At 60.2% G+C, this 22661-nt stretch carries 25 protein-coding genes and 1 riboswitch; of the genes, 17 read left to right on the top strand and 8 right to left on the bottom strand.

From position 1 onward, the window contains the following. Positions 1-63: 63 nt before the first annotated feature. Entirely contained in the window at positions 64-1305 is a 1242-nt protein-coding gene (locus AC4FIA_RS12290) for an ABC transporter substrate-binding protein (protein WP_490366178.1), read from the bottom strand. 155 nt (positions 1306-1460) lie between these two features. On the opposite strand from AC4FIA_RS12290, the gene AC4FIA_RS12285 reads away from it, so the two are divergent. After that, entirely contained in the window at positions 1461-2252 is a 792-nt protein-coding gene (locus tag AC4FIA_RS12285) for an IclR family transcriptional regulator (RefSeq protein WP_490366092.1), read from the top strand. A 21-nt stretch (positions 2253-2273) separates the two neighbouring features. After that, entirely contained in the window at positions 2274-3335 is a 1062-nt protein-coding gene (locus tag AC4FIA_RS12280) for an ABC transporter ATP-binding protein (RefSeq protein WP_287473063.1), read from the top strand. Positions 3336-3511: 176 nt separating this feature from the next. Here the strand turns inward: AC4FIA_RS12280 and AC4FIA_RS12275 are convergent, their stop codons facing one another. From AC4FIA_RS12275 to AC4FIA_RS12250, 6 genes are all read right to left on the bottom strand, one after another. Then, positions 3512-4366 carry a hypothetical protein gene (locus tag AC4FIA_RS12275; protein WP_490366091.1) on the bottom strand — a complete coding sequence of 285 codons (855 nt, stop codon included), beginning with the start codon at positions 4364-4366 and terminating at the stop codon, positions 3512-3514. Between the two features lie 393 nt (positions 4367-4759). Beyond that, complete coding sequence (locus AC4FIA_RS12270) at positions 4760-6079, bottom strand: mechanosensitive ion channel family protein (protein ID WP_490366090.1); 1320 nt, start codon at positions 6077-6079, stop codon at positions 4760-4762. Positions 6080-6173: 94 nt separating this feature from the next. Further along, positions 6174-7061, bottom strand: coding sequence for a substrate-binding domain-containing protein (locus AC4FIA_RS12265; protein ID WP_490366089.1), 888 nt, complete (start codon positions 7059-7061; stop codon positions 6174-6176). Between the two features lies 1 nt (position 7062). Continuing rightward, positions 7063-7866 (bottom strand): ABC transporter substrate-binding protein, encoded by an 804-nt coding sequence (locus tag AC4FIA_RS12260; protein WP_490366088.1) that lies wholly within the window; start codon positions 7864-7866, stop codon positions 7063-7065. A gap of 22 nt (positions 7867-7888) precedes the next feature. Next, positions 7889-8632, bottom strand: coding sequence for an ATP-binding cassette domain-containing protein (locus AC4FIA_RS12255; RefSeq protein WP_490366087.1), 744 nt, complete (start codon positions 8630-8632; stop codon positions 7889-7891). Further along, entirely contained in the window at positions 8625-9332 is a 708-nt protein-coding gene (locus tag AC4FIA_RS12250; RefSeq protein WP_490366086.1) for an ABC transporter permease, read from the bottom strand. The genes AC4FIA_RS12255 and AC4FIA_RS12250 overlap by 8 nt, the downstream gene beginning before the upstream one ends. 320 nt (positions 9333-9652) lie before the next feature. Between AC4FIA_RS12250 and AC4FIA_RS12245 the strand changes: the two genes are divergently transcribed. The 10 genes from AC4FIA_RS12245 to ureG all read left to right on the top strand — a co-directional run bounded on the left by AC4FIA_RS12245 (position 9653) and on the right by ureG (position 16114). After that, positions 9653-10492 carry an urease accessory protein UreD gene (locus AC4FIA_RS12245; RefSeq protein ID WP_490366177.1) on the top strand — a complete coding sequence of 280 codons (840 nt, stop codon included), beginning with the start codon at positions 9653-9655 and terminating at the stop codon, positions 10490-10492. Positions 10493-10495: 3 nt separating this feature from the next. Continuing rightward, positions 10496-10798 (top strand): urease subunit gamma, encoded by a 303-nt coding sequence (locus AC4FIA_RS12240; protein ID WP_490366085.1) that lies wholly within the window; start codon positions 10496-10498, stop codon positions 10796-10798. A 26-nt stretch (positions 10799-10824) separates the two neighbouring features. After that, on the top strand, positions 10825-10995 hold the full coding sequence (locus AC4FIA_RS12235) for a hypothetical protein (RefSeq protein ID WP_200813235.1): 171 nt from the start codon (positions 10825-10827) through the stop codon (positions 10993-10995). Beyond that, on the top strand, positions 10992-11297 hold the full coding sequence (locus tag AC4FIA_RS12230; protein WP_490366084.1) for an urease subunit beta: 306 nt from the start codon (positions 10992-10994) through the stop codon (positions 11295-11297). The genes AC4FIA_RS12235 and AC4FIA_RS12230 overlap by 4 nt, the downstream gene beginning before the upstream one ends. Then, positions 11297-11686 (top strand): lysozyme inhibitor LprI family protein, encoded by a 390-nt coding sequence (locus tag AC4FIA_RS12225; RefSeq protein WP_490366083.1) that lies wholly within the window; start codon positions 11297-11299, stop codon positions 11684-11686. The genes AC4FIA_RS12230 and AC4FIA_RS12225 overlap by 1 nt, the downstream gene beginning before the upstream one ends. A gap of 33 nt (positions 11687-11719) precedes the next feature. Next, positions 11720-12472 (top strand): hypothetical protein, encoded by a 753-nt coding sequence (locus AC4FIA_RS12220; protein WP_490366082.1) that lies wholly within the window; start codon positions 11720-11722, stop codon positions 12470-12472. Positions 12473-12521: 49 nt separating this feature from the next. Next, the gene (gene ureC, locus AC4FIA_RS12215; protein ID WP_490366081.1) at positions 12522-14282 is read left to right on the top strand and encodes an urease subunit alpha; all 1761 of its coding nucleotides are present in this window, start codon (positions 12522-12524) and stop codon (positions 14280-14282) included. 74 nt (positions 14283-14356) lie between these two features. Further along, a complete protein-coding gene (locus tag AC4FIA_RS12210; protein WP_287473072.1) occupies positions 14357-14836 on the top strand; it encodes an urease accessory protein UreE in 480 nt (159 codons plus the stop codon). Beyond that, positions 14760-15464, top strand: coding sequence for an urease accessory protein UreF (locus AC4FIA_RS12205; protein ID WP_490366080.1), 705 nt, complete (start codon positions 14760-14762; stop codon positions 15462-15464). Before AC4FIA_RS12210 ends, AC4FIA_RS12205 begins: the two co-directional genes overlap by 77 nt. Positions 15465-15478: 14 nt before the next feature. Next, on the top strand, positions 15479-16114 hold the full coding sequence (gene ureG, locus AC4FIA_RS12200) for an urease accessory protein UreG (RefSeq protein WP_490366079.1): 636 nt from the start codon (positions 15479-15481) through the stop codon (positions 16112-16114). A gap of 177 nt (positions 16115-16291) precedes the next feature. Here the strand turns inward: ureG and aroC are convergent, their stop codons facing one another. After that, a complete protein-coding gene (gene aroC, locus AC4FIA_RS12195) occupies positions 16292-17392 on the bottom strand; it encodes a chorismate synthase (RefSeq protein WP_490366078.1) in 1101 nt (366 codons plus the stop codon). 94 nt (positions 17393-17486) lie between these two features. Next, a riboswitch (TPP riboswitch) is annotated at positions 17487-17595 on the top strand. 49 nt (positions 17596-17644) lie between these two features. Here aroC and thiB point away from each other — a divergent pair. From thiB to AC4FIA_RS12170, 5 genes are all read left to right on the top strand, one after another. Further along, positions 17645-18628: a thiamine ABC transporter substrate binding subunit gene (gene thiB, locus AC4FIA_RS12190; RefSeq protein ID WP_490366077.1), complete on the top strand. Its 984-nt coding sequence runs from the start codon at positions 17645-17647 to the stop codon at positions 18626-18628. Beyond that, positions 18604-20112 carry a thiamine/thiamine pyrophosphate ABC transporter permease ThiP gene (locus AC4FIA_RS12185; RefSeq protein WP_490366076.1) on the top strand — a complete coding sequence of 503 codons (1509 nt, stop codon included), beginning with the start codon at positions 18604-18606 and terminating at the stop codon, positions 20110-20112. The genes thiB and AC4FIA_RS12185 overlap by 25 nt, the downstream gene beginning before the upstream one ends. Further along, positions 20105-20806, top strand: coding sequence for a thiamine ABC transporter ATP-binding protein (locus AC4FIA_RS12180; RefSeq protein WP_490366075.1), 702 nt, complete (start codon positions 20105-20107; stop codon positions 20804-20806). Before AC4FIA_RS12185 ends, AC4FIA_RS12180 begins: the two co-directional genes overlap by 8 nt. 167 nt (positions 20807-20973) lie before the next feature. Then, positions 20974-21681, top strand: a complete 708-nt coding sequence (locus tag AC4FIA_RS12175) for a DUF484 family protein (protein ID WP_103911378.1) — start codon at positions 20974-20976, stop codon at positions 21679-21681. Continuing rightward, positions 21678-22601 carry a tyrosine recombinase XerC gene (locus AC4FIA_RS12170; RefSeq protein ID WP_490366074.1) on the top strand — a complete coding sequence of 308 codons (924 nt, stop codon included), beginning with the start codon at positions 21678-21680 and terminating at the stop codon, positions 22599-22601. Before AC4FIA_RS12175 ends, AC4FIA_RS12170 begins: the two co-directional genes overlap by 4 nt. Positions 22602-22661: the final 60 nt, after the last annotated feature.

Raw genomic sequence — 22661 nt, 5'->3', positions numbered from 1 at the left:
CAGCGGCCTTGCGCAACTGTGTTTCAAAGGGGGGTGGCGATCAAGCCATCCGCCCGGGGAGGATTACTTGTAAATCCGGCCACGCGCCTGTTCGAGGCGGCCAAGGATGTCATCCAGATTGTCAGGGAAGACCATGAATTCCTGGAAACCTTCCATGGCAACGGATGCCATTTCCGCCGGTGCGTCGCGGTCAAAGAACTGCGCAATACCGCCGGGGCTGTTGGACGACAGCATCGCAAAGCCCTGGTTCAGCATTTCGTCATCATCAACCGAAGACTGCGCGTTCACAGGCAACTGTCCCAGCGCGTCGCCGGCGTTGATCTTGGTCTGGTTGTCCGCAGAAACGACGAAGCGCAGGAACTCACGTGCGGCTTCTTTGTTCTGGGCACCTGCCGGAATGTGGAACGTGTCTGTCGGCGCGTCTTCGGCCAGTTCGACATCGGGGTTGATGGCGGGGAACTGGTAGAAGTCCAGCTGGTCGGTGCTCAGGCCTGCTTCGCGCAGCGGGGCTACGGCAAAGTTGCCCATCAGGTAGGCCGCTGCTTCGCCGTTGACCATGAAGGGCAGCGCCTCTTGCCAGCTGTAGGACTGGTGGTTGTCGATGAAGGCGCCCATGTCGATCAGTTCGCGCCAGTTGGCGAATGTCTGACGGACGCGGTCGTCTGTCCAAGCCACTTCGCCGTTGGTCAGCGCCATGTGGAAGTCATAGCCGTTGGTGCGCATGTTCAGGTAGTCGAACCAGCCGCCGGCGGTCCACAGGAACTTGGTGCCGATGGTAAAGCACTTCTTGCCGGAATCGAGGATCGCCTGACAGTTGGCTTTGAATTCATCCCAGTTTGTCGGCTCGCTCAGACCCAGTTCTTTGTAGATGTCTTCGCGGTAGTAAACGCCCCACTGATAGTAGGTATAGGGCACGCCCCACTGTTTGCCGTCGATGGTCATCGCGCCTTTGGTGGACGCAAGGTTTTCGGCGATTTCGGGTTCGGCCCACAGGTCGGAAATGTCTTCGAACAGATCAGCCGAGATATAGGGGCGCATGCGGTTTGCCGCGTACCAGTTGGCCACATCCGGCGGGTTCGCGGACAGGAAGTTGCGGATTTGCGTTTTGTACGCCTCGCGGTCGATGACAGTCAGTTCAACGGTCAGATCGGGGTGCATGGCGTCAAAGCGTGCGGCCATATCCTCCATCACCGCGCGGGGCGCGGGGTTCGACATGTCCGAGAAAATCTTAAGCGTGCCTGTCAGGTTCGAGTCCTGAGCGAGTGCCGCGCCTGCGGTAAAAGCCACCGCGGCTGCGGTTGTCATTAGTCTGGTCAGCATTGCGTCCTCCCTGATTGATGCTGAGCGTCAACAGGTTCCAAATAATGAAACTAGTTTCCAGCTATTGAAACTATGATCGCGACTCGCTAAGAAAGTCAACAGGTGGCATTCATGTTTCGAATGTCGGGAGGAACACGCATATGAATTCACAGGTGCGACAGCAGGGTGGTGCCGACGGGACCGTTGGCAAAGCTTTGGAGGTGCTGGATCAGGTCGCTGAAAAGGGCCGTCCTGTGCGCTTCTCCGAACTGCTGGCCGAAACATCGCATCCCAAGGCGACGCTCTACCGGTTGCTGCAAACCCTGACTAATCAAGGGATGCTGGCCTATGATGAAGATCGCCAGACATATGCGCCCGGCCTGCGGTTGGTTCGGTTGGCCCACAGCGCGTGGCGGCAAAGTTCGCTGGCCCCTGTGGCGCGCCCCTATCTGGCTGCCTTGGCTCAGGAAGTCGGGGAAACCATCCACCTTGCCCAGCTTGATCGCGGGCAGGTTCTTTATGTCGACAAGATGAACGCCGCCGAACCGATCGAGATGTTTTCGCAGGCGGGCAAGGTTGGTCCGGGCTATTGCACGGGCGTCGGTAAGGCGATGATGGCGTTCCTTGATGCCGAGGACCGGCAGGATGCCATCAACCGTCAGGCCTATTTCGCCCATACGCCCAACACGCTGACGACACCAGACGCGCTGGCCGCCGAGCTGGACCGGATCAAGGCCGAAGGCGTGTCGTACGACCGTGAAGAGCACGAGCCCGGCATCATCTGTATCGCCGCGCCGATTCTGTCATCGACGGGCCGCGTTATCGGCGCGCTGTCGATCACCACATCCACATCCCGCCAGAGCTTTGACGGGTTAGAGCAACATCGCGCCGCGCTTTTGCGCACGGCGCAGGATATCGCCGGGGCTGCCGAAAGCTGGCAGTTCCCGACCTAAGTTTTTCGGGGGAGGATCGCCATGTCGGGTGTGACGCTGACACAGGCTATTAAGAAATACGGTGACGTTCAGGTGATCCACGGTGTGGATCTGGACATCAAGGACGGTGAATTCTGTGTGTTTGTCGGCCCGTCGGGCTGCGGCAAGTCCACGCTTTTGCGCATGATCGCAGGGCTTGAGGAAACCACCGACGGCCAGATCAACATCGGTGATCGCGATGTCACGCGGGTCGAGGCGGCGGATCGTGGCGTGGCGATGGTGTTCCAGACCTACGCGCTTTACCCCCATATGTCGGTCGAACAGAACATGGGCTTTGGCCTGAAAATGAACGGCCATCCCAAGGATGAAATCAAAGCCAAGGTCGATGAAGCCGCCCGCATCCTGAAGCTGGAAGACTACCTGAAACGCAAACCCAAGGCGCTCTCCGGTGGTCAGCGTCAGCGCGTGGCGATTGGCCGTGCGATTGTGCGTGGCCCCGAGGTGTTTTTGTTCGACGAACCGCTGTCGAACCTTGATGCGGAACTGCGTGTCGACATGCGGGTCGAGATCGCGCGCCTGCACAAGGAAATCGGCGCGACGATGATTTACGTCACCCACGATCAGGTCGAGGCGATGACGCTGGCCGATAAGATCGTGGTGCTGCGCGCGGGCAAGATCGAACAGGTCGGCAGCCCGATGGATCTCTACAAAGACCCCGACAACAAATTCGTCGCGGGCTTTATCGGATCGCCCAGCATGAATTTCCTTAAGGGTGTTGTCGCTGGTGGTCAGGTTCAGGTCCCCGCACTGGGCGGTGCGTCTTTGGCGGGCCCTGCGTCCCTTCCTGCGGATGGGTCCGAGGTGCTCGTCGGCCTACGCCCGCAGCATCTGTTCGTGCAGGCAGGCGGAGACCACGCCCGTCTGGACATCCGCGAACGTCTGGGCGGTGTGGCCTACGACTACCTGATCACGCCGGACGGTGAAAAGCTGGTCGTGGAAACACGCGGCGACGAAGACATCGCGGAAGGGTCCAACGTGACCATCACCTGCGACGGCACGCAGGCGATGTTCTTTGATGCAACGACAGAAGCGCGGCTGAGGTAAGCGGCTGGATCTGCGTGACGTTTGGCGGGCGCATCGCGCCTGCCGTGGTTAGTGATGAGGTGCGGCTGTTCTGATCGGAGTCCAAAATGCTTTGCACTTCACGCCCAGCTAATCGCCAGTTTGAAAAAATAAGTTGGAATAGAGCAATGAATAGGCAACCTGTTTGTTATCCTCTATCAGAAGAACATTACTCTAATTCCACGCATGATTAGCTGGACTAAAACGATAAGGCCTGTCACCGCGCCAGAAGAGTACAAAAGCCAAAAAACAAGTCTGCTTACTGGCCGCGATTTCCCTTCGCTGAGGTAAAGTTCGGTATAGGCTCTGACCCTGGCTCCCTCCTGAACAAATAAATCTGGCCACATCAAAAGCTTCAGGGAGTTATTGATATCATCATACTTCTTGTCCATGAAAAATAGGTCAAAACCACCCATGCCATCTCGCAGAAGGTAGCCACTCTTTGCTTTTTCCAATTGGTCTGACCAGTTCGGCTGAATAAAATGAGCCCTGCTAATGCGCTCTAACTGGGCATAGGAAGATGAGGTCTCAAGCAACAGACATAGCGTCCTTAGATCGTTCTCCGTTAGCGTATTTGCGGCGCGCGCATGAATTGCTTGATTGTCCCTGTCTTTGATGTACATGTTTTCGCTGAAATAGGGTGCCCCATGTACTCGCTTTAACGGCTCTTTCCCCTCGATAGAAATGGTTCTGGGTAAGCTACCAAGGCTGAATTCCCTATACTCTGCCAGAAAATCTGTGTCGGTAAGCGTATCGGGGAAATCATTAAATCGCGCTTCGTGTTTCTGTATGAAACTTGGGCATCGAAGTTTGTAGCAAGCAAGTCCAGCCATTAGAAGTAATGCCGATACAAATGAAAGCTTGAAGCTGAATGGTACGACGAAGCCATCGCCGATTTCTATCTTGAAGCCTTCTGGAAAAGTAATTTCGACTGGGAAGCTCGAAACTATCGCAACAATCAATGGACAGACGATGATCCAATACTTGATCAGGCGAAAGATTCCGTCTGACATGAGAGGCTTCGCCGTATGCCAATAAGGAGGAAAGAACCACCGCTTTAGTCCGCCAGCTTCATCTAGCCGTCCAAAGAAATTCTCAATTCGGATTACACGCTGCCTTATTGCACGGAGGAAAGGCCCTGGATGTTTAAATACGTGAAGCGCTGGAGTTGTCATGAATGCCTAGATTAATCATATAATTAAATTGAGGTAACTTTTGCCTCTGTCGCGAAATACTGCAAGTGCAAGTGTTCACGGGGCCTAGTTCTATTTATAAGTGCCAAAAGGCTAATCTTGGCCGTTCAGAAAATTCGTAATCCACATCGTAGACGTACTCTTGCTCCAGGGCACTGGCGGAAAAGTCCACATGCCTGACTTCAGGCGGCAAGCATTGGCAAAACGCCGCGCTTACGCCTCAGACGGTTTCCCATCATCCCCGCCGCGCATTTCGATAACCCGACGCGGGTAGGGGATTTCGATGCCTTCGGCTTTCAGCGCGTTCCAGATCAGGAACAGCACATCGCTGGAGTATTTGTTCTTGCCGTCGTCCAGACCTTCGACCCAGAACTCGACCCCGAAATCGATCCCGCTCTCGCCGAAGCCGCGCAGTTCGACGTCCGGCTCTTCCGGTTCGCTCAGAACGCCGGGGTGGGCGGCGACGGCTTTGGAGATCAGGTCGGGGATTTTGTTGATGTCGGTGTCGTAGCTGACCGAAAATTCCACCTCGAGCCGGTTGGCCGATCCGCTGTCGGAATAGTTCACAACGCGGGTGGTGATGAAGTCTTCGTTCGGGACCACGATCCAACGGCCGTCAAAGGTTTCTAGGATCGTCGCGCGGGCGGTCATTTTGATGATCTTGCCCGCCTCGCCGCCGTCCAGTTCCACGTAATCACCCACGGTGGCCTGACCCTCGAGCAGCAGGATCACGCCCGAGATGAAATTCGAGGCGATTTTTTGCAGGCCGAAACCAAGGCCGACGCCGACAGCACCACCGATGATGGCAAGCGACGACAGGGAAATGCCCATGATGTTCATCAACAGCAGGAAGGCCACGCCGAAGATCATCGCCTCGGCGGCTTTGGCCGACAGTTGCCGGATCGCGGGGCGCATGGGTTGTTTGTCGATATAGGTCGCCGTGTGGCTGTTTGACCAAGTGCCAGCCCAGAACAGCAGGCTACCAGCAATCAGGCCGCGCACGATGGACATGACCGAGAACTGGATGTTGCCCAGATTGACCTGCGTTTCGTTCAGGAAGGCCGACACATCGTCAAGGATGCCCAAGGCATAGAGGCCCGCCAGCGGCACAAGGATGTATTTGGCGAGCGTGCGCAGGAAGGGTTCCTGAATGATCTTGTTAGCCAGCGCGCGGGCAGCCAGGAACAGAAAGACGCGTTTGCCAAAGGCAATCACCGCGCCCGATCCGAACAGCGATCTTGTGACCTGTTCGCCGATCGCGGTCAGCCCGTAGGCCAGAAGCGGCAGGAGCAGCGGCAGGAAGATCAGGACAAAGCGGCGCGCTTTGGCGATGATCGAGGTCGCGTCCTCGGCCGGTTCCAGAACGGCTTTGATCTTGGGGGTAATGATGCGGTTGGCGAGAACCGCTGCGCCATAGGCAAGTATCAGGATCGCGAATTGGGACCAGGCCGCAGGCGTCAGCAGCCAGTTTTGCGCGATATCAACGCCCTGCTGCAGGTAGCCCTGCGCGGTTTCCATCAGATTGCTTGCCATGCGCCCCTATCCCCTAGTGGTGGCGAATGTATTGCCGCGATGGGGTGCATCAGGCAAGGGGCAACGTTGCGAACCTACGGTCACGAAGCCTGTGTCAGGCGTTCCAGCGCGTTTTTCCGGCGGCGCTGATGTCATATCCGCCCAAACGGTGGGCGTAGTCGGCGAATTCGTCGGTGCGCATGAATTCGGCCAGTTTTTGAAGCGGGTCGTCGAACCACGCGCGACGGTCGACGAGGATGTCAAAGCGTTCCTCGATCAGCGGGATAAAGGCGAGACCGTGCGCCTTGGCCAGACTGGCAAGGCCAAAGGTCGCGTCCGCCGCGCCGTGTTGCACCATGCTGACCGCATCGGTTTCGCTGCGCTGTGCGGGGGTCTGGGTCAGACCGGCGGGGTCAATGCCGGTGTCGCGGCAAAGGCGGGCGAAAATGCTGGCGGTGCCAGATTCCGGCTGACGGGGCGCAAAGCGGCGCTGGGGCAGGTCGGTCAGGCTTTGGATGTGGCTTTGATCTTCGGGGCGGATCACGATGCCGCGCATGCGGGTCGCAAAGCCAAGCAGTACGACGTTCTGGTTGGCGCAGTGTTTCTGGACGTGGGGCACGTTCCACTGTTCGGTTTCTGCACCCAACAGGTGCAGGCCCGCCGCGGTCCCTTCGCGGGCGGAAAAGCGGGTCAGGCCGTCAAGGCTGGAATCAAACAGGCTGGCCATGCTGCAGCGGGACTGGCGGATCGCCCAGTCGAGCAGCGGATCGTGGCTGCCCAGAAAGACGTTGGGGCGGGCCGCGCCGATGGCTTCGCTGCTGCCGTCGCTTTGACCCGCTGCCATCCATGCGCGGATGTCTTTCTCCGGAAACAGAAGCTTGCCCGTCACCTTGACGCAAGGCACCGCGCCCGAGGCGGCAAGGTCATAGACCTTGCGTTCCTTCAGGCGCAGCAGCTCGGCCAGTTCTTTGACTGTCAGGTATTCGGGCGCGTTTTCGGTCATGTCACTTCGGGGCGTTGGGGAAGAACAACTGTTGTCCGTCCAGCTTATACCCTGCAATGGCCGATTGTCCCGCGTCACTCAGCAGCCAGTCGATGAAAGCCTGACCGGCTGTGGCATCGACGTTGGGGCATTTGTCGGGGTTCACAAGGATTACGCCGTATTGGTTGAACAGGGTTTCGTCGCCTTCCAGTACGATCTTGAAATCGGATTTGTTCTGAAAGCTGATCCAAGTGGCGCGGTCGGTCAGGGTGTAGGCGCCCATGCCGACGGCCGCATTCAGCGTGGCACCCATGCCTGAACCGGTTTCGCGATACCATGTGCCTGATGCATCTGCCGGTGTCAGGTTCGCCGCCGCCCAAAGCGCGCGTTCCTTTTTGTGCGTGCCGCTGTCATCGCCGCGCGAGGTGAACAGCGCGCCTGCGTTGGCGATCTTGGTCAACGCTTCAGTGATGCTGGCGGAAGATGCGACCTGTGCGGGATCATCCGAGGGACCGACCACCACGAAATCATTGTACATCAGGTCTGTGCGTTCGACGCCGCCACCGCTGGCGACGAATTTCTCTTCACTGGGTTTGGCATGAACCAACAGCACGTCACCGTCACAGTTTTCCGCATTACGGATCGCCTGACCGGTACCCACAGCAACGACGTTCACGGTGATGCCGCTGGTGTCTTTGAAGGTGGGCAGGATGGCCTCGTACAGTCCTGAGTTCGCGGTGGATGTGGTGGATTGCACGATAATGCTGTCGCCTGCCTGCGCGGCGGTCGCGGCAAAGGCGGCAAGGATCAGTGGGATCAGTTTCATGGGGGTCCGTTCAAGAAAAGGGTTAGTTCAGAATGTGACCGGCCAGAAAGCGTGCAGCTTCTGCGCTATCCGGTGTCTGGAAAAAGCTGGCTGCGTCCTGATGGCAGTGCAGCTGACCACTGGTTAGAAACAAAACATCATCGGCCAGCCTGCGTGCCTGCGGCACGTCGTGGGTGACCAGAACGATCTTGGTGCCAGCATCGCGTTCTTCGTGAAGGATGTCTTCGATCATGCGGGCCGAGGTTGGATCAAGGCTGGCTGTCGGTTCGTCCAGAAACAGCAGCTTGGGGCTGGTGGCCAAGGCGCGGGCTAAGGCAAGGCGCTGTTGTTCGCCACCGGACAAAAGGCGGGCCGGCTGTTTGTTGCGGCCCTTCAGGCCAACGCGGTTCAGCAGCGCGTCGCGCAGCGATGGATGGCGGATGCCTGCGACTTTCAGGGCGAAATCCACGTTTGCCTCGACCGAGCGGCGCAGAAGAACGGGTTTCTGGAACACCATGGCCTGCGCTTTGCGGGCCTTTTCGGTAACGGTCTCGCCCTGCCAGAACACCAGCCCCTGATCAGCCTCGATCAACCCATGCGCCACGCGCAGCAGCAGGCTTTTACCCGCGCCGTTCGGGCCCATCACGGCGGTGATGCCGCTGGGGGGCAGGGCGCAGGTGATGTCGTTCAAAAGGCATGTGCCATTGCGCGACAGGCCGATGCCCGACAGGGTCAGCCCCTGTTCATGGCGCGTGCGCGCGTCGGGCATGTCCATGAAATCACGCATAGGCGGCCCTTGTTGCTGTGCTGCGTACCGATTGGACAAAACCGTTCACCACCAAGGCAATTGTCAGCAGGATCATTCCCAGCGCCAAAGCCAAGGGTAGGTCGCCTTTGGAGGTTTCCAAGGCGATGGCCGTGGTCATCACCCGTGTCAGGTGATCGATGTTGCCGCCTACGATGATCACTGCCCCCACCTCGGCCACGGCGCGGCCGAAGCCGGCCAGAGCGACGGTCAGAAGGGCAAAACGCCCATCCCACAGCAGCGCCTTCATCTGGCCGATGCGGGACAGACCGAAAGAGCGGAATTGTTCGGCGTATTCGTGGTTCAGGTCCTCAAGGATCTGACGGGACAGCGCCGCGATGATCGGGGTGATCAGGATCGTCTGCGCAATGATCATGGCTGTCGGGGTGTAAAGCAGCCCGAGAAAGCCCAAGGGACCAGAGCGCGACAGGTTCAGATAGACGATCAGGCCCACGACAACAGGCGGCAGGCCCATTAGCGCGTTGATCACCACCAGAACCGCGCTTCGGCCGCGGAACTGGGACACGGCCAGCAGCGACCCGATCGCAAGGCCGATGATGCAGGCAATCAGGGTTGCAATCAGGCTGACGCGCAGGGACAGCAGGACGATTTCCCACAGATCGGGATCGCCTGACAAAACCAGCTGTCCTGCAAGGTGCAGCGCGTCGCCCATGTCTTGCAAATCCTCCCGACCTTGCAAAATTTCCAGCTCGAGAGTCAGATTTGGGAAAAATTGCAAGAAAGGCAAGGAAAAAGCATCACGGGGACCATATGCTTTGGTCTGCGTTCTGCTGAATTGCTGTGCGAAATAGTCGGTTTATCAGGGAAATCTGGTTGGTTTCACGAAGTTGATTCAATTTGGATTAATTATTGGGCGAATCTGGCAGTGATTGCCGCATAAATGGGCGACTCGGTGCGCGAGGGGTGTCTCGCTCTTGGCCGTCCCTGTTCGCCCGTGCAGAGTTGGGCCAACTCTGATCGCGACCAACCGAGGACCGACCAATTCCTTACGACCAGACCTCTGCCAACGAACCCAAAGTCTCCGCGCAGCGCGCGCGGGGTGCAGTTGTTTTGCGGGCAAAGCGTCGGGACAAGGCGACTGTGATCGGCGGGTTTTCCGTGTCCGGTTCCTCCAAGATGTTGTTCCCTCATGGTCCCGCGAATGGGCCGATGACAGGCGTCTGGCTGAATACCGCAGGTGGCATCACAGGCGGCGACCAGTTCACGCTTGAGGCCGCGGCGGATGAAGGTGCGCATCTGGTGCTGACCTCGCAGGCGGCAGAGCGGATTTACCGCGCGATGCCGGGCAAGCCGGGGCAGGTTGTGAACCGCCTTGAGATCGCCCAACGCGCGCGGGCCGATTGGCTGCCGCAGGAAACGATCCTGTTTGACCACGCCGCGCTGGATCGTCGGCTGGACGTGACCATGGCGGCGGATGCGCGGTTTCTGGGTGTTGAAAGTCTGATCTTCGGACGCGCCCTGATGGGCGAAACCGTCACCCAGCTTGACCTGATGGACCGGATTTCCGTGCGTCGTGAAGGAAAGCTTGTCTTTGCCGACCGCCTGCGCCTGTCGGGCGATGCGCAAGCCGCACTGAACCGCGCGCATCTGGGCGGTGGTGCCGTCGCGATGACCACCGTGGTCGCCGCATGGCCAGCGGCCTCTGTGCAACTGGAGACACTGCGTGCGATGCTGCCCGAAACCGCAGGTGCCTCGGCCCTTGATGATGACCTGATCGTGCTGCGCATTCTGGCCCCTGACGGGTTCGATCTGCGCCAATCCCTTATTCCCGTTCTGCGCCATCTGAATGGTGCGGACCTGCCAAGACCCTGGATGATCTGACTTATGCAACTGACCCCCCGTGAAAAAGACAAGCTTCTGATTTCCATGGCCGCCATCGTGGCCCGCAAGCGGCTTGAACGCGGCGTGAAGCTGAACCACCCCGAAGCGATTGCGCTGATCACCGATGCGGTGGTCGAAGGTGCGCGTGACGGGCGCAGCGTGGCCGATCTGATGCAGGCCGGAGCCGAGGTGATCAGCCGTGAAAAATGCATGGAAGGCGTGCCCGAAATGATCCACGAGGTTCAGGTTGAAGCCACGTTTCCCGACGGCACCAAACTGGTGACCGTGCACAACCCCATTCGATAATTCTGAACGATAGGAAAGGACACATCATGCGGACAGCACTGGCATTCGGCGCGATGTTTACAGCGACACAGGCGGCGGCCCATCCGGGCTTGCATGTGCATGGCGACAGCGGGTCTTCCTTGGGGCTGGTCGCGGGCGCATTGGCCGTTGTGGCTTTGGCGGGCGTTCTGGCTTGGGCACGAGGAGCGCGGGCGTGATCCCGGGCGAAATCATTCCTGCCGAGGGCGACCTGACCCTGAACAGCGACCGCGAGGCGTTTACGCTGATGGTGGCCAACACCGGCGACCGTCCGGTGCAGGTGGGCAGCCATTACCATTTTGCCGAAGCGAACCCCGCGCTGGATTTTGATCGTGACGCGGCCCGGGGCTGTCGTCTGGATATCGCGGCGGGCACAGCGGTGCGCTTTGAACCCGGCCAACGCCGCGAGGTTTCACTGATCCAGCTGGCGGGGGACCGTGTGGTCTATGGCTTTAACCAAAAGGTTATGGGGGCGCTGTGATGCTGCGTGGGCTGGCAGTTTTGGTAACACTGGCAAGCCCCGTTGCTGCGCAGGTGCTTGATTGCCCTGATGCGACGTCTCAGGCCGAAATGACCGGCTGCGCGGCCCGCGCGTATGAGGCGGCGGATGGTGATCTGAACCTCGCCTACAAAATGGCCATGGAGCGTGCGCGGTCCATGGATGAATACCTGCAAGACGGTCAGGTGCCCGCCGTCGAAATCCTGCGTGATGCGCAGCGGGCATGGCTTCCGTTTCGGGACCAAGCCTGCGAGGCGGAAAGCCTGATGGCACGCGGTGGCACCATGCAGAACATGATATTTTTTATGTGTTTGGAACGGTTAACGAGAAACAGAACAGAAGATTTACGTATTTTCGGAGAGCTCAACTGACCGGCCATTGGTCCGGTTTCAGGAGGTGAAGACATGATGACGACACCAGTGACGAATTGGATGAACCTGACCCAGAAAGTCTGGGTGCAACAGATCAAGATTGCCGAAGTGATGTACGAGGCAACGATCAGCCCGCGCGCGATGCAGCGCATGGGCTGGCCTATTCCAAATCCTGCAACGACCCGCACGTCAAAACCTGCGGCCAAGACCGCGTCCAAACCCGTGGCGGCCAAGACGAACACGCCTGTCTACGACAAACCGAAAGCGGCGCCTTCCAAGCCCAAGCTTGTTGAGCCTGTGAAAGCCAAACCAACACCTGCCGTAGCGGCCAAGACAGAGACGCCAGCAAAGCCTGCTGCTGCCGCAAAGGTGGCCGAACCCGCACCAAAGGCCGAAGCAGCCCCTGCGCCGACACCGAAACCAGCGGCCAAAACGGCCGCGCCCGAGGTCAAAGCCACACCCGCACCTGCGGCCCCGAAAGCGCCCGCAAAACCTGCAGCAAAGCCCGCAGCGAAACGTGCGGCCCCGAAACGTAAGACCACGGCGCGTCCCAAGGCGGCCCCCAAGCCTGCTGCTAAAGCTGCGCCAGCGAAACCCGCTGCCAAAGCATCTCCGTCCAAGGCGACACCCGTTGAGGCGACGCCTGCCAAGACCGCCACGTCCAAACCGGTAGCGCCTGCAACGCCGTCTAAAGACGCAGAATTCGCATCTAAGCGCAAAGTGGTGCGTCAGCCGTCGATGCCGCCTGCAATGCCCGACAAATCGCCCAAGAAACCCACGTCCTGATCCCCGCTCAGGACGTACAGAAACGACCCCTTACCGTTAAGGACACCTTATGCCCGCCAAGATTTCCCGTGCTGATTATGCTGCCATGTTCGGCCCCACCACCGGCGACCGCGTCCGTCTGGCCGACACCGATCTGATCATCGAGGTCGAGCGTGATCTGACCGCCGAGGCGGTCGGCACGGCCCAGACTGGCGGTTCGGGGGCCAATTCTGCCATCTATGGCGAAGAGGTGAAATTCGGCGGCGGTAAGGTGATCCGCGACGGGATGGGCCAAGCACAGACCAGCCGTGCAGGTGGGGCGGTGGACACCGTCATCACCAACGCGCTGATTGTGGATCACAGCGGTGTCTATAAGGCCGACGTGGGTCTGAAAGACGGGCGTATTGCCAAGATCGGCAAGGCGGGCAACCCCGACACCCAACCGGGCGTGAACATCATCGTCGGTCCGGGCACCGAAGCCATTGCGGGCGAGGGCAAGATCCTGACCGCGGGCGGCTTTGACAGCCACATCCATTACATCTGTCCGCAACAGATCGAAGACGCGCTGCATTCCGGCCTGACCACAATGCTGGGCGGCGGCACGGGGCCTGCACATGGCACCTTGGCGACAACCTGTACGCCCGGTCCTTGGCACCTCGGGCGGATGCTGCAATCGGCTGATGCCTTTCCGATGAACCTTGCCTTCGCGGGTAAGGGCAACGCGTCCCTGCCCGAGGCGTTGATCGAACAGATCAAGGGCGGTGCTTGTGCGCTGAAACTGCACGAAGACTGGGGCACGACCCCCGGTGCGATTGATTGCTGTCTGTCTGTGGCCGATGACATGGACGTTCAGGTGATGATCCACACCGACACGTTGAACGAATCCGGCTTTGTCGAAAACACCGTGAAGGCCATGAAGGGCCGCACGATCCACGCCTTCCATACTGAAGGCGCGGGCGGCGGACATGCGCCGGATATCATCAAGATTTGTGGCGAAGAGCACGTGCTGCCGTCGTCCACCAACCCGACACGCCCCTACACGGTGAACACGCTGGAAGAGCATCTGGATATGCTGATGGTGTGCCACCACCTGGACAAGCGTGTGCCGGAAGACGTGGCCTTTGCCGAAAGCCGCATTCGCCGCGAAACCATTGCCGCCGAAGACATCCTGCACGACATGGGCGCGTTTTCGATCATCGCGTCGGACAGTCAGGCCATGGGCCGCGTGGGCGAGGTGATCATCCGCACATGGCAAACCGCCGACAAAATGAAAAAGCAGCGCGGCAGCCTGCCTGAAGAAACCGGCGATAACGACAACTACCGCGTCCGTCGCTATGTGGCGAAATACACGATCAACCCAGCGATTGCCCACGGCATCGCCCATGAAATCGGGTCGATCGAGGAAGGCAAACGCGCCGATCTGGTGCTGTGGAACCCAGCGTTCTTTGGCGTGAAGCCCGAGATGGTCCTGATCGGCGGCTCGATTGTCTGTGCGCAGATGGGCGATCCGAATGCCTCCATCCCGACACCGCAGCCAGTTTACACCCGCCCGATGTTCGGGGCCTATGGCAAAGCGGTCGAAAACTCGGCCGTGGTGTTCGTGTCCGAGGCCGCGCAGGCCGAAGGTATCGGCGAAAAGCTGGGTCTGTCGAAACAGACGCTGGCCGTGCGCAACACGCGCAACATCGGCAAAAAGGACCTGATCCTGAACAACGCGACGCCTGAGGTCGAGGTGAACCCAGAAACCTACGAGGTGCGCGCGAACGGCGAATTGCTGACCTGCGAACCGGCAAAAGAGCTGCCCATGGCGCAGCGCTATTTCCTGTTCTAACGTCGCAGGCTCAGGGTCCGACCGGCGTCGGGCCACCTGTGACACCCTTTGACACTACGATGAATGGCCCGCTCATGCTCACCGCCCATGCTTATCACGGTCACGCCCATGCCACCCCGATCGGAGAGGTCGTGCTGGATTACGAAGGCCGTTTTCTGCGCCGCAAGGTGATTACCCTGACGGATGATCGCCGCTGTCTGGTGGATTTGCCGCAAACGACGTCTTTGGATGCGGGTGGTGTGTTGGTGACTGACGCCGGAGAGGTGACCGTCGTTGCCGCGCCAGAGCCGTTGTTGGAAGTGCGCGGCGACGGGTTGGTTCGTTTGGCCTGGCACATCGGCAACCGCCACACCCCCTGTCAGATCGAAGAGGATCGGCTGTTGATCCAGCGCGATCACGTGCTGCGCGATATGTTAGAGCGTTTGGGGGCGGAACTGGCCGAGGTGGTCGAACCGTTCACGCCGGAAGGTGGCGCATATGGGCATGGTCGCACCCACGGGCATGATCATTCCCACAGCCACGGTCCCGACACCCACGTGCATGCCCATGGCTGATCCGTTCCTGACCCTTCACCAGATGTTTTCGCCTGCCTTCCCGACAGGCGGCTTTGCCTATTCCCATGGGCTTGAGGCGATGGTGGCCGAGGGGCGGGTGGCGTCTGTTGGCGACATGGCGGACTGGCTGGAAACCGTGCTGCGCTTTGGCGCGGGGGCCACGGATGCAGCGCTGTTTTGCTGTGCCTATGACGCTGGGGATGATTTGGCCGAGGTCGCTGAACTGGCCGCCGCGTTGTCGGGCACCGAGGAACGGCGCCGCGAAACCATGCTTCAGGGCGCGGCCTTTGCCGCCACGATACGCAAGGTCTGGCAGCTGGATTTGCCCGATATGGCCTATCCCGTTGCGGCTGGTCGTGCTGCGGCGCTGATGGGTCTGCCGCGTATCCCGAGCGCCGAGGCGTGTTTGTTGGGCATGGCGTCGAACCTTGTTCACGCTGGCGTCCGGCTGATCCCCTTGGGGCAAAGCGACGGGCAGGCGGTGCTGGCCAAGGCCGCAGTGATCTGCTCCGACGTTGTGGCGAAGGCGGCTGACACGCCAATCGACGACATCGGCGGTTTTGCACCCCTTATCGATATCTCATCCGCGCGGCACGAAGTGCTTGAGACGCGGCTCTTCCGGTCCTGAACAGGAGGTTTCTTATGGCATCCCCAAACGGCCCTTTGCGTGTCGGTATCGGCGGTCCCGTGGGCGCTGGTAAAACGACACTGACTGCCCAACTTGCACGCGCGCTTGGTCCGCGTCTGTCGATGGCGGTGATCACGAATGACATCTACACGCGCGAAGACGCAGAAGCGCTAATGCGGATGCAGGTGCTGCCATTGGAACGTATTCGCGGCGTGGAAACAGGGGGCTGTCCCCACACGGCGATCCGCGAAGATGCTTCGATCAACTTGGCGGCGGTGGATGAGCTGACCAAAGCGATCCCCGATCTGGAGCTGGTGCTGATTGAATCCGGTGGGGATAACCTGTCAGCAACGTTCTCGCCCGAACTGGCGGATGTGACGATCTACGTGATCGACGTAGCCGCAGGCGAAGAAATCCCGCGCAAAGGTGGGCCAGCGATTTGTAAATCCGACATCCTCGTGATCAACAAAACCGATCTGGCACCCTACGTGGGTGCGTCGCTTGAGGTGATGGAGCGGGACGCGACAAAGATGCGGGCGGGTAAGCCCTTTGTCTTCGCGCAGAACAAGCACAACAAAGGCGTTGACCAGATCATCGATCTGCTCTGCGATATCGGTGGATTGGACCTGAAACCCATCGCTGCCGAGTAAATCATAAACCTCGCGCGAGGTTTGATTGCGGGAGCCTCCGGCGGAGGTATTTGGGGACAGAAAATACTCACTCAGAGCACAGTGTATTTTCTGTCGACAAATACCTTCGGGGGAATTGGCCGAAGGCCAAGGGGGCAGAGCCCCCACTACGCCGGCGCGCGAAGCGCGGCGGAACCCTTATCCGATCTGACCGCGTTTACCGCCAGTCTGTGCGCGGTCCATCAGGATCTGATCCAACAGAACGCAGGCCATCATCGCCTCGCCCACCGGGACGGCACGGATACCCACGCAAGGGTCATGGCGGCCTTTGGTGACGACTTCGATATCCTTGCCGGACTTCGTAACGGACCCGCGCGGCTTCAGGATCGACGATGTGGGTTTTACTGAGAAGCGCACGACGACGTCCTGACCGGTAGAGATACCGCCAAGGATGCCGCCTGCGTGGTTCGAGCCGTAGATCGGCTGGCCGTCCGGACCCATTGAAATCTCGTCGGCGTTTTCTTCGCCTGTCAGGGCGGCGGCGTTCATGCCTTCGCCGATTTCCACGCCTTTGACCGCGTTGATCGACATCATCGCGGCGGCAAGGTCGGTGTCCAGTTTGGCGTAGATCGGCGCGCCGATGCCTGCGGGTAGGCCTTGGGCCACAACTTCGATCACCGCGCCGACAGAGCTACCGGATTTGCGCAGGCCGTCCAGATACTCGGCCCACTGAGCCGCTGTGTCAGCAGATGGCACCCAGAAGGGGTTGTTCTCGATCTCGGCCATGTCGCGGTCGCCGGTGATGCCATGCGGGCCCATTTGCGTCATGTAGCCGGTGATTTTCAGGTCAGGCAGCATGTCGGCCAGAACAGCGCGGGCGATGCCGCCGGCTGCCACGCGGGCGGCTGTTTCGCGCGCAGACGAGCGGCCGCCACCGCGATAGTCGCGGATGCCGTATTTCTGCCAGTAGGTGATATCGGCGTGACCCGGGCGGAAGGTTTCGGCGATCTCGCCGTAATCCTTGGATCGCTGGTCGGTGTTTTCGATCATCAACTGGATCGACGTGCCTGTGGTTTTGCCTTCGAACACGCCCGACAGGATTTTCACCGCGTCAGGTTCGCGGCGCTGGGTGGTGTAGCGGTTCTGGCCCGGTTTGCGGCGGTCCAGCCAGTGCTGAAGCATTTCTTCGGTCACGGCGATGCCCGGGGGGCAGCCGTCGACAGTGCAGCCAAGGGCGGGTCCGTGGCTTTCGCCCCATGTGGTGACGCGGAAAAGGTGGCCGAATGTGTTGAAGCTCATGAAGCATCTCCTGATCTTGGGTGACGTCCTAGGGCAGGGGACGCGGACCCTCAAGGGATTTCGCTTGAATCCACCTACGTGGGGCACTAGCTGTTGCCGCACCTCGGGGTGCTTGGGTTGGTCCAAGCTGAGATGCGACGCTTCGCGAACCCGTCGAACCTGAACCGGTTAACACCGGCGGAGGGAAGGCCATGGCCCACGGACCCTTGTCCCGCTCCATCCTTGCCCGTCCGTCGCAGAGTGGAGAATGCCATGACCAAGGGCTTTATCATCGCTGCGGGACTGATGGCGGCAACTGCCGCGACAGCACAGGACAATGTGCTGACGGTTTACGCACCTGACTACATCACATCCGAATGGGGGCCGGGCCCCAAGATCGAAGAACTGTTCGAGGCCGAATGCGGCTGCGATCTTCAGTTCAAGCCGGGCGATCTGTTGCCGCGCATCCTGTTGGAAGGCGACCAGACTGACGCCGACATCGTGTTCGGCCTGAACACCGATGTGACCAAGAAGGCCCGCGAAACCGGCCTGTTTGCGCCGCACAATGTGGACCTGTCGCCGCTGACCCTGCCGCTTGAGTGGGATGACGCGATCTTCCTGCCCTATAACTACGGGCATACGGCGTTTATATATAACGAGGAAAAAATCGCCAATCCGCCCACCAGCTTTGATGCGCTGGTGAACTCGGATGATGATCTGAAGCTGGTCATTCAGGATCCGCGCACATCCATTTCCGGCCTCGCGCTGGTTCTTTGGGTGCAGGCGGTTTACGGCGATCAGGCGCAGGCCGCTTGGGAAAAGCTGGCACCCAAGGTGCTGACTGTGACGAAGGGCTGGTCTGAAAGCTATGGCCTGTTCACCGACGGTGAGGCGGACATGGTGCTGTCTTACACGACATCCCCTGCCTACCACATCATCGCGGAAGAAGACCGCACCAAGAAGGCAGCGATCTTCCCTGAAGGTCACTATTTCATGGTCGAACTGGCCGCCAAAATCGCCAGCACCGATGTTCCGGAGCTGGCGGACCAGTTCATGGCGTTTGTCCTGTCCGAACAGTTCCAGTCGATGATTGCCACTGGCAACTGGTCGATCCCTGCGGCTTTGGATCAGGACAAATGGCCGGAAGGCTTCAAAGAGCTGAACCTGCCTGAAAAGGTTCTGTTCTATTCCGAGGACGAAGCAGCCGAGCTGCGTGATACAGCGATCGAGGCATGGCGCGCCGCGCTTTCGCAGTAATCGCGGGCGCGCTTGTCGCGCTTTTGACCTTTGGGCCCGTGGTGGCAGTGTCACTGCGGGCTGGCGGGGTTGGCGGGTTCGCGCCCGGTGATTGGGGCGCGATCAGGTTTACGCTGACGCAGGCGGTGATTTCTGCGGGCCTCAGCGTGTTGTTTGCCATTCCGGTGGCTCGCGCGTTGGCGCGGCGGCGGTTTGTCGGGCGCGGGGCCTTGGTGGCTCTGTTGGGTGCGCCGTTCATCCTGCCGGTGATCGTGGCTGTGCTGGGCCTGATCGCGGTGTTCGGCAACAACGGTATTTTCAACGGACTTCTGCGGGCCTTGGGTCTGCCAAGCATGACGATCTATGGCCTGCACGGGGTCATCATCGCGCATGTGTTCTTTAACCTGCCCTTGGCGACACGGATGCTGTTGCAAGGATGGTTGGCGATCCCGTCAGAACGGTTCCGTCTGTCCGCTGGTCTGGGTTTGCGCCCTTGGGCGGCGTTCAAGGTGTTGGAGTGGCCCATGCTGCTGCGCGTCGCGCCCGGGGCCTTTGCGGTGATCTTTGTGATTTGCCTGTCGTCCTTTGCGGTGGCGCTGACCTTGGGCGGCGGGCCGAAGGCCACGACGGTAGAGCTGGCGATCTATCAAGCGATGCGCTTTGATTTCGATCTGGCCCGCGCGGCGAGCCTGTCCATGGTGCAGTTGGTGCTGGCCGTGGTTGCAGGTGTGGCCGCTTTGGCGCTGGCGCGGGGCGACGGGTTTGGTTCAGGGTTGGACCGTGTGGTGACGCGGTTTGATACTGGGCGATTAGGTTTGGCGCTGGATGCGGTCTGGATCATGCTGGCCGCGCTGTTTCTGCTGACGCCCTTGGCGCTGGTTGCGTGGAACGGGCTGGCGGGTTTGCCAATGTTGGGCGCATCGGTGTGGCAGGCGGCGGGGCATTCGATGTCGGTTGCTTTGGGCTCGACACTGCTCTGCATCCTCTGGGCACTGCCGCTCGCGACGCGTCGGGGCGAATTGATCGGCCTTCTGGGCATCGCATTGTCGCCCTTGGTGCTGGGTACGGGGCTGTTCCTGATCTTGCGGCCTTACATCAACCCGTTATCTGTGGCCTTGCCGGTTACGGCAGTGATCAACGCATTGGTCAGCCTGCCATTTGCCCTGCGCATTCTGCGCCCCGAGGCCGAGGCGATCCGGCAGGACCATGCGCGGCTGAGCGCCGCTTTGGGCCTGACGCCGTGGGCTTGGGTGCGCTTTGTCTATTTGCCCCGTTTGCAGCGGCCTTTGGGGTTTGCGGCGGGTTTGACCGCGGCCTTGTCGATGGGTGATCTGGGGGTCATCGCGCTGTTTGCCGATCCGGACCGTGCGACCTTGCCTTTGCACGTCTACCAACTGATGGGCCGCTATCAGATGGAGGCGGCTCAGGGGGCGGCGCTGTTGTTGTTGATGCTCAGCCTCGGGCTGTTCTGGCTGTTTGACCGTGGGGGACGCGTGAATGCTTGAGTTGAAGGGCCTGCATCTGAAAGAGGGCGAATTCGAACTGCGGGCTGATCTGAGTTTGCGGGCAGGGGGGCGTTATGCGGTGATCGGGCCGTCGGGGGCGGGTAAATCGACGCTTCTAGATGCGATTGCGGGCTTCCAGCCTTTGGTGTCTGGCGCGGTGTCGTGGAACGGTCGGCCCTTCACCGATCTGTCGCCCGCGGAACGCCCCTTGGCGATGCTATTCCAAGACAACAACCTGTTCCCGCACCTGACGGTTGATCGCAATCTGGCGCTGGCCTTGCGCCCTGACGGGGGTCGCATCGGCGCAGAGGGCCGCGAAAAGATTGTGCAGGCTTTGGCGGATGTGGGGCTGGCAGGCATGGGTGGGCGCAAACCGGCGCAATTGTCCGGCGGTCAGCAAAGCCGCGCGGCATTGGCGCGGGTGGTTTTGCAGGAACGGCCCATCATGTTGCTGGATGAGCCTTTCTCGGCGTTGGGGCCTGCGCTGAAGGTTGAAATGCTGGATTTGCTGGCGAAGGTGGCCGACCGGCTGCAGGCGTTGGTGCTGATCGTGACCCATGATCCGAACGACGCGCGCCGCTTTGCGCCGGAAACCGTGCTGGTCAGCGACGGCGTCGCCCACGCGCCGCAGCCCACGGGCCCGTTGCTCGACAACCCGCCGCCTGCGCTGGCGCAATACCTTGGTGGCGCATGACGTGACATGCCCACAACGCCGCGCGTTTTGTCATAAACTTTCACCAAGCTTTCGTTGACAGACGCGGCCCCAAAGTAGAGACATGACGCCGAGCGAATAAGTGAGAAATTAATTCTCAGGCACCTGCCATTTTCTGGTAAGGTAGCGAAAAGAACACGAGGCCAACCATGACCAGCAGTGCGCGTATTGAAGGCGATTTGCGCGAAAAAATCCTGACCAGCCCGGATATTGTGCTTGAAGACGCCGATCTGATGCGGGCGTTGGTTGCGGCCAATGAACGGGCGATGGGCGCGAATATCGTCGATCTGCGCGGCATTGCGATGGATCGTCTGGAACAGCGTCTGGACCGGTTGGAAGAAACCCACCGGTCGGTGATTGCAGCGGCCTACGAAAACCTGTCCGGCACCAATCAGATCCACCGCGCGATCCTGCGCATGCTGGACCCGATCGAGTTCGAGGCCTTCCTGCGCGAACTGGGTGGCGAAGTTGCCGATATCCTGCGTGTGGACGCAGTCCGCTTGGTGCTGGAATCGCCTGCTGGCGAACAGGATCAGGCGCTGAACCGTCTGGGTGATGTTCTCAGCATCGCGCAATCGGGCTTTATCAACGACTATCTGACCGAAGGCCGCAATCTGCCGGTGCGTCAGGTGACCCTGCGCCAGATGCACGAAGGCGATGCACGCATCTACGGCGACAAGGGCAGCTATCTGCGGTCCGAGGCCTGCCTGAAGCTGGATTTCGGCGAAGGTCGTCAGCCCGGTCTGCTGGTCTTCGGTGCCGAAGACCCCCATCAGTTCACGCCGCAGCATGGCACGGACCTTCTGGCATTCTTTGCTGGTGTGTTCGAACGGTCCATGCGCCGCTGGTTGTCGTGACACTCGGGATTTCCGCACAGGCGCGGGACGCGCTGGAAAACTGGCTGGCCTCGATGGCTGCACTGAAAGGCGCGTCGGAAAATACGCTGAACGCCTATCGTGCAGATGTTCTGGATTTCATCGCCTTCATGACCAACCACTATGCCGAGGCGCAGGGCCTTGGCCCTTTGTCGCGCATCACCGTGTCCGACATGCGGTCGTGGATGGCGCATCTGCGCGGTCAGGGCGCGGCCCCGCGATCTGCGGCGCGCAAACTGTCTGCCGTCAAAAGCTTTTATCGTTGGCTGTCCGAACGCGAAGGGTTCGAGGCGACCTCGGTCCTTGCCGCCCGCGCGCCGCGTTTTCAGAAAAAACTGCCGCGGCCCTTGTCGGCCGACGCCGCCCGTGCGGTCATTGACACCGTGGGTGATCAGGGGCGGGCCGACTGGATCGGCGCGCGCGATGCGGCGGTTGTGACGCTGCTTTACGGCTGCGGTCTGCGGATATCCGAGGCATTGGGCCTGACAGGCCGTGATCTGCCTTTGGGCGATGTGCTGCGGATCGTCGGGAAGGGCGGAAAAGAACGGATCGTTCCGGTGATCCCCGCTGCAAGAGAGGCCGTCGCGCGATATGTCAAAATGGCGCCGTTCCCGATTGGCACACACGATCCGGTGTTTCGCGGGGCCCGTGGCGGGCCGTTGCAGGCGCGGTTGGTGCAAAAGGTGACGGCAGCCGCGCGGATGCAGCTTGGCCTGCCGTCGACGGCCACGCCCCACGCCATGCGCCACAGCTTTGCCACCCATCTGCTTGAGGCAGGGGGCGATCTGCGGGCTATTCAGGAACTGCTGGGGCATTCTTCGCTGTCGACGACACAGGCCTATACGGCGGTCGATACGGTGCACCTGATGAAAGTCTACGAAAAGGCGCACCCCAAAGCATAAAGGCGCTTTCCATCTGCGGGGGGCAACCCTACGGTCACCACACGAACGCATTGGAAAGAG

The sequence above is a fragment of the Thalassococcus sp. genome, from assembly GCF_982780845.1.
This window is presented reverse-complemented; position numbering and strand designations above follow the sequence as displayed.

Excerpts from the sequence above, each read along its gene's own strand:
- AC4FIA_RS12290 (WP_490366178.1), bottom strand. The coding sequence starts at position 1,305 with ATGACAACCGCAGCCGCGGTGGCTTTTACCGCAGGCGCGGCACTCGCT.
- AC4FIA_RS12285 (WP_490366092.1), top strand. The coding sequence starts at position 1,461 with ATGAATTCACAGGTGCGACAGCAGGGTGGTGCCGACGGGACCGTTGGC.
- AC4FIA_RS12280 (WP_287473063.1), top strand. The coding sequence starts at position 2,274 with ATGTCGGGTGTGACGCTGACACAGGCTATTAAGAAATACGGTGACGTT.
- AC4FIA_RS12275 (WP_490366091.1), bottom strand. The coding sequence starts at position 4,366 with ATGTCAGACGGAATCTTTCGCCTGATCAAGTATTGGATCATCGTCTGT.
- AC4FIA_RS12270 (WP_490366090.1), bottom strand. The coding sequence starts at position 6,079 with ATGGCAAGCAATCTGATGGAAACCGCGCAGGGCTACCTGCAGCAGGGC.
- AC4FIA_RS12265 (WP_490366089.1), bottom strand. The coding sequence starts at position 7,061 with ATGACCGAAAACGCGCCCGAATACCTGACAGTCAAAGAACTGGCCGAG.
- AC4FIA_RS12260 (WP_490366088.1), bottom strand. The coding sequence starts at position 7,866 with ATGAAACTGATCCCACTGATCCTTGCCGCCTTTGCCGCGACCGCCGCG.
- AC4FIA_RS12255 (WP_490366087.1), bottom strand. The coding sequence starts at position 8,632 with ATGCGTGATTTCATGGACATGCCCGACGCGCGCACGCGCCATGAACAG.
- AC4FIA_RS12240 (WP_490366085.1), top strand. The coding sequence starts at position 10,496 with ATGCAACTGACCCCCCGTGAAAAAGACAAGCTTCTGATTTCCATGGCC.
- AC4FIA_RS12235 (WP_200813235.1), top strand. The coding sequence starts at position 10,825 with ATGCGGACAGCACTGGCATTCGGCGCGATGTTTACAGCGACACAGGCG.
- AC4FIA_RS12225 (WP_490366083.1), top strand. The coding sequence starts at position 11,297 with ATGCTGCGTGGGCTGGCAGTTTTGGTAACACTGGCAAGCCCCGTTGCT.
- AC4FIA_RS12220 (WP_490366082.1), top strand. The coding sequence starts at position 11,720 with ATGATGACGACACCAGTGACGAATTGGATGAACCTGACCCAGAAAGTC.
- ureC (WP_490366081.1), top strand. The coding sequence starts at position 12,522 with ATGCCCGCCAAGATTTCCCGTGCTGATTATGCTGCCATGTTCGGCCCC.
- AC4FIA_RS12210 (WP_287473072.1), top strand. The coding sequence starts at position 14,357 with ATGCTCACCGCCCATGCTTATCACGGTCACGCCCATGCCACCCCGATC.
- AC4FIA_RS12205 (WP_490366080.1), top strand. The coding sequence starts at position 14,760 with ATGGGCATGGTCGCACCCACGGGCATGATCATTCCCACAGCCACGGTC.
- ureG (WP_490366079.1), top strand. The coding sequence starts at position 15,479 with ATGGCATCCCCAAACGGCCCTTTGCGTGTCGGTATCGGCGGTCCCGTG.
- aroC (WP_490366078.1), bottom strand. The coding sequence starts at position 17,392 with ATGAGCTTCAACACATTCGGCCACCTTTTCCGCGTCACCACATGGGGC.
- thiB (WP_490366077.1), top strand. The coding sequence starts at position 17,645 with ATGACCAAGGGCTTTATCATCGCTGCGGGACTGATGGCGGCAACTGCC.
- AC4FIA_RS12185 (WP_490366076.1), top strand. The coding sequence starts at position 18,604 with ATGGCGCGCCGCGCTTTCGCAGTAATCGCGGGCGCGCTTGTCGCGCTT.
- AC4FIA_RS12180 (WP_490366075.1), top strand. The coding sequence starts at position 20,105 with ATGCTTGAGTTGAAGGGCCTGCATCTGAAAGAGGGCGAATTCGAACTG.
- AC4FIA_RS12175 (WP_103911378.1), top strand. The coding sequence starts at position 20,974 with ATGACCAGCAGTGCGCGTATTGAAGGCGATTTGCGCGAAAAAATCCTG.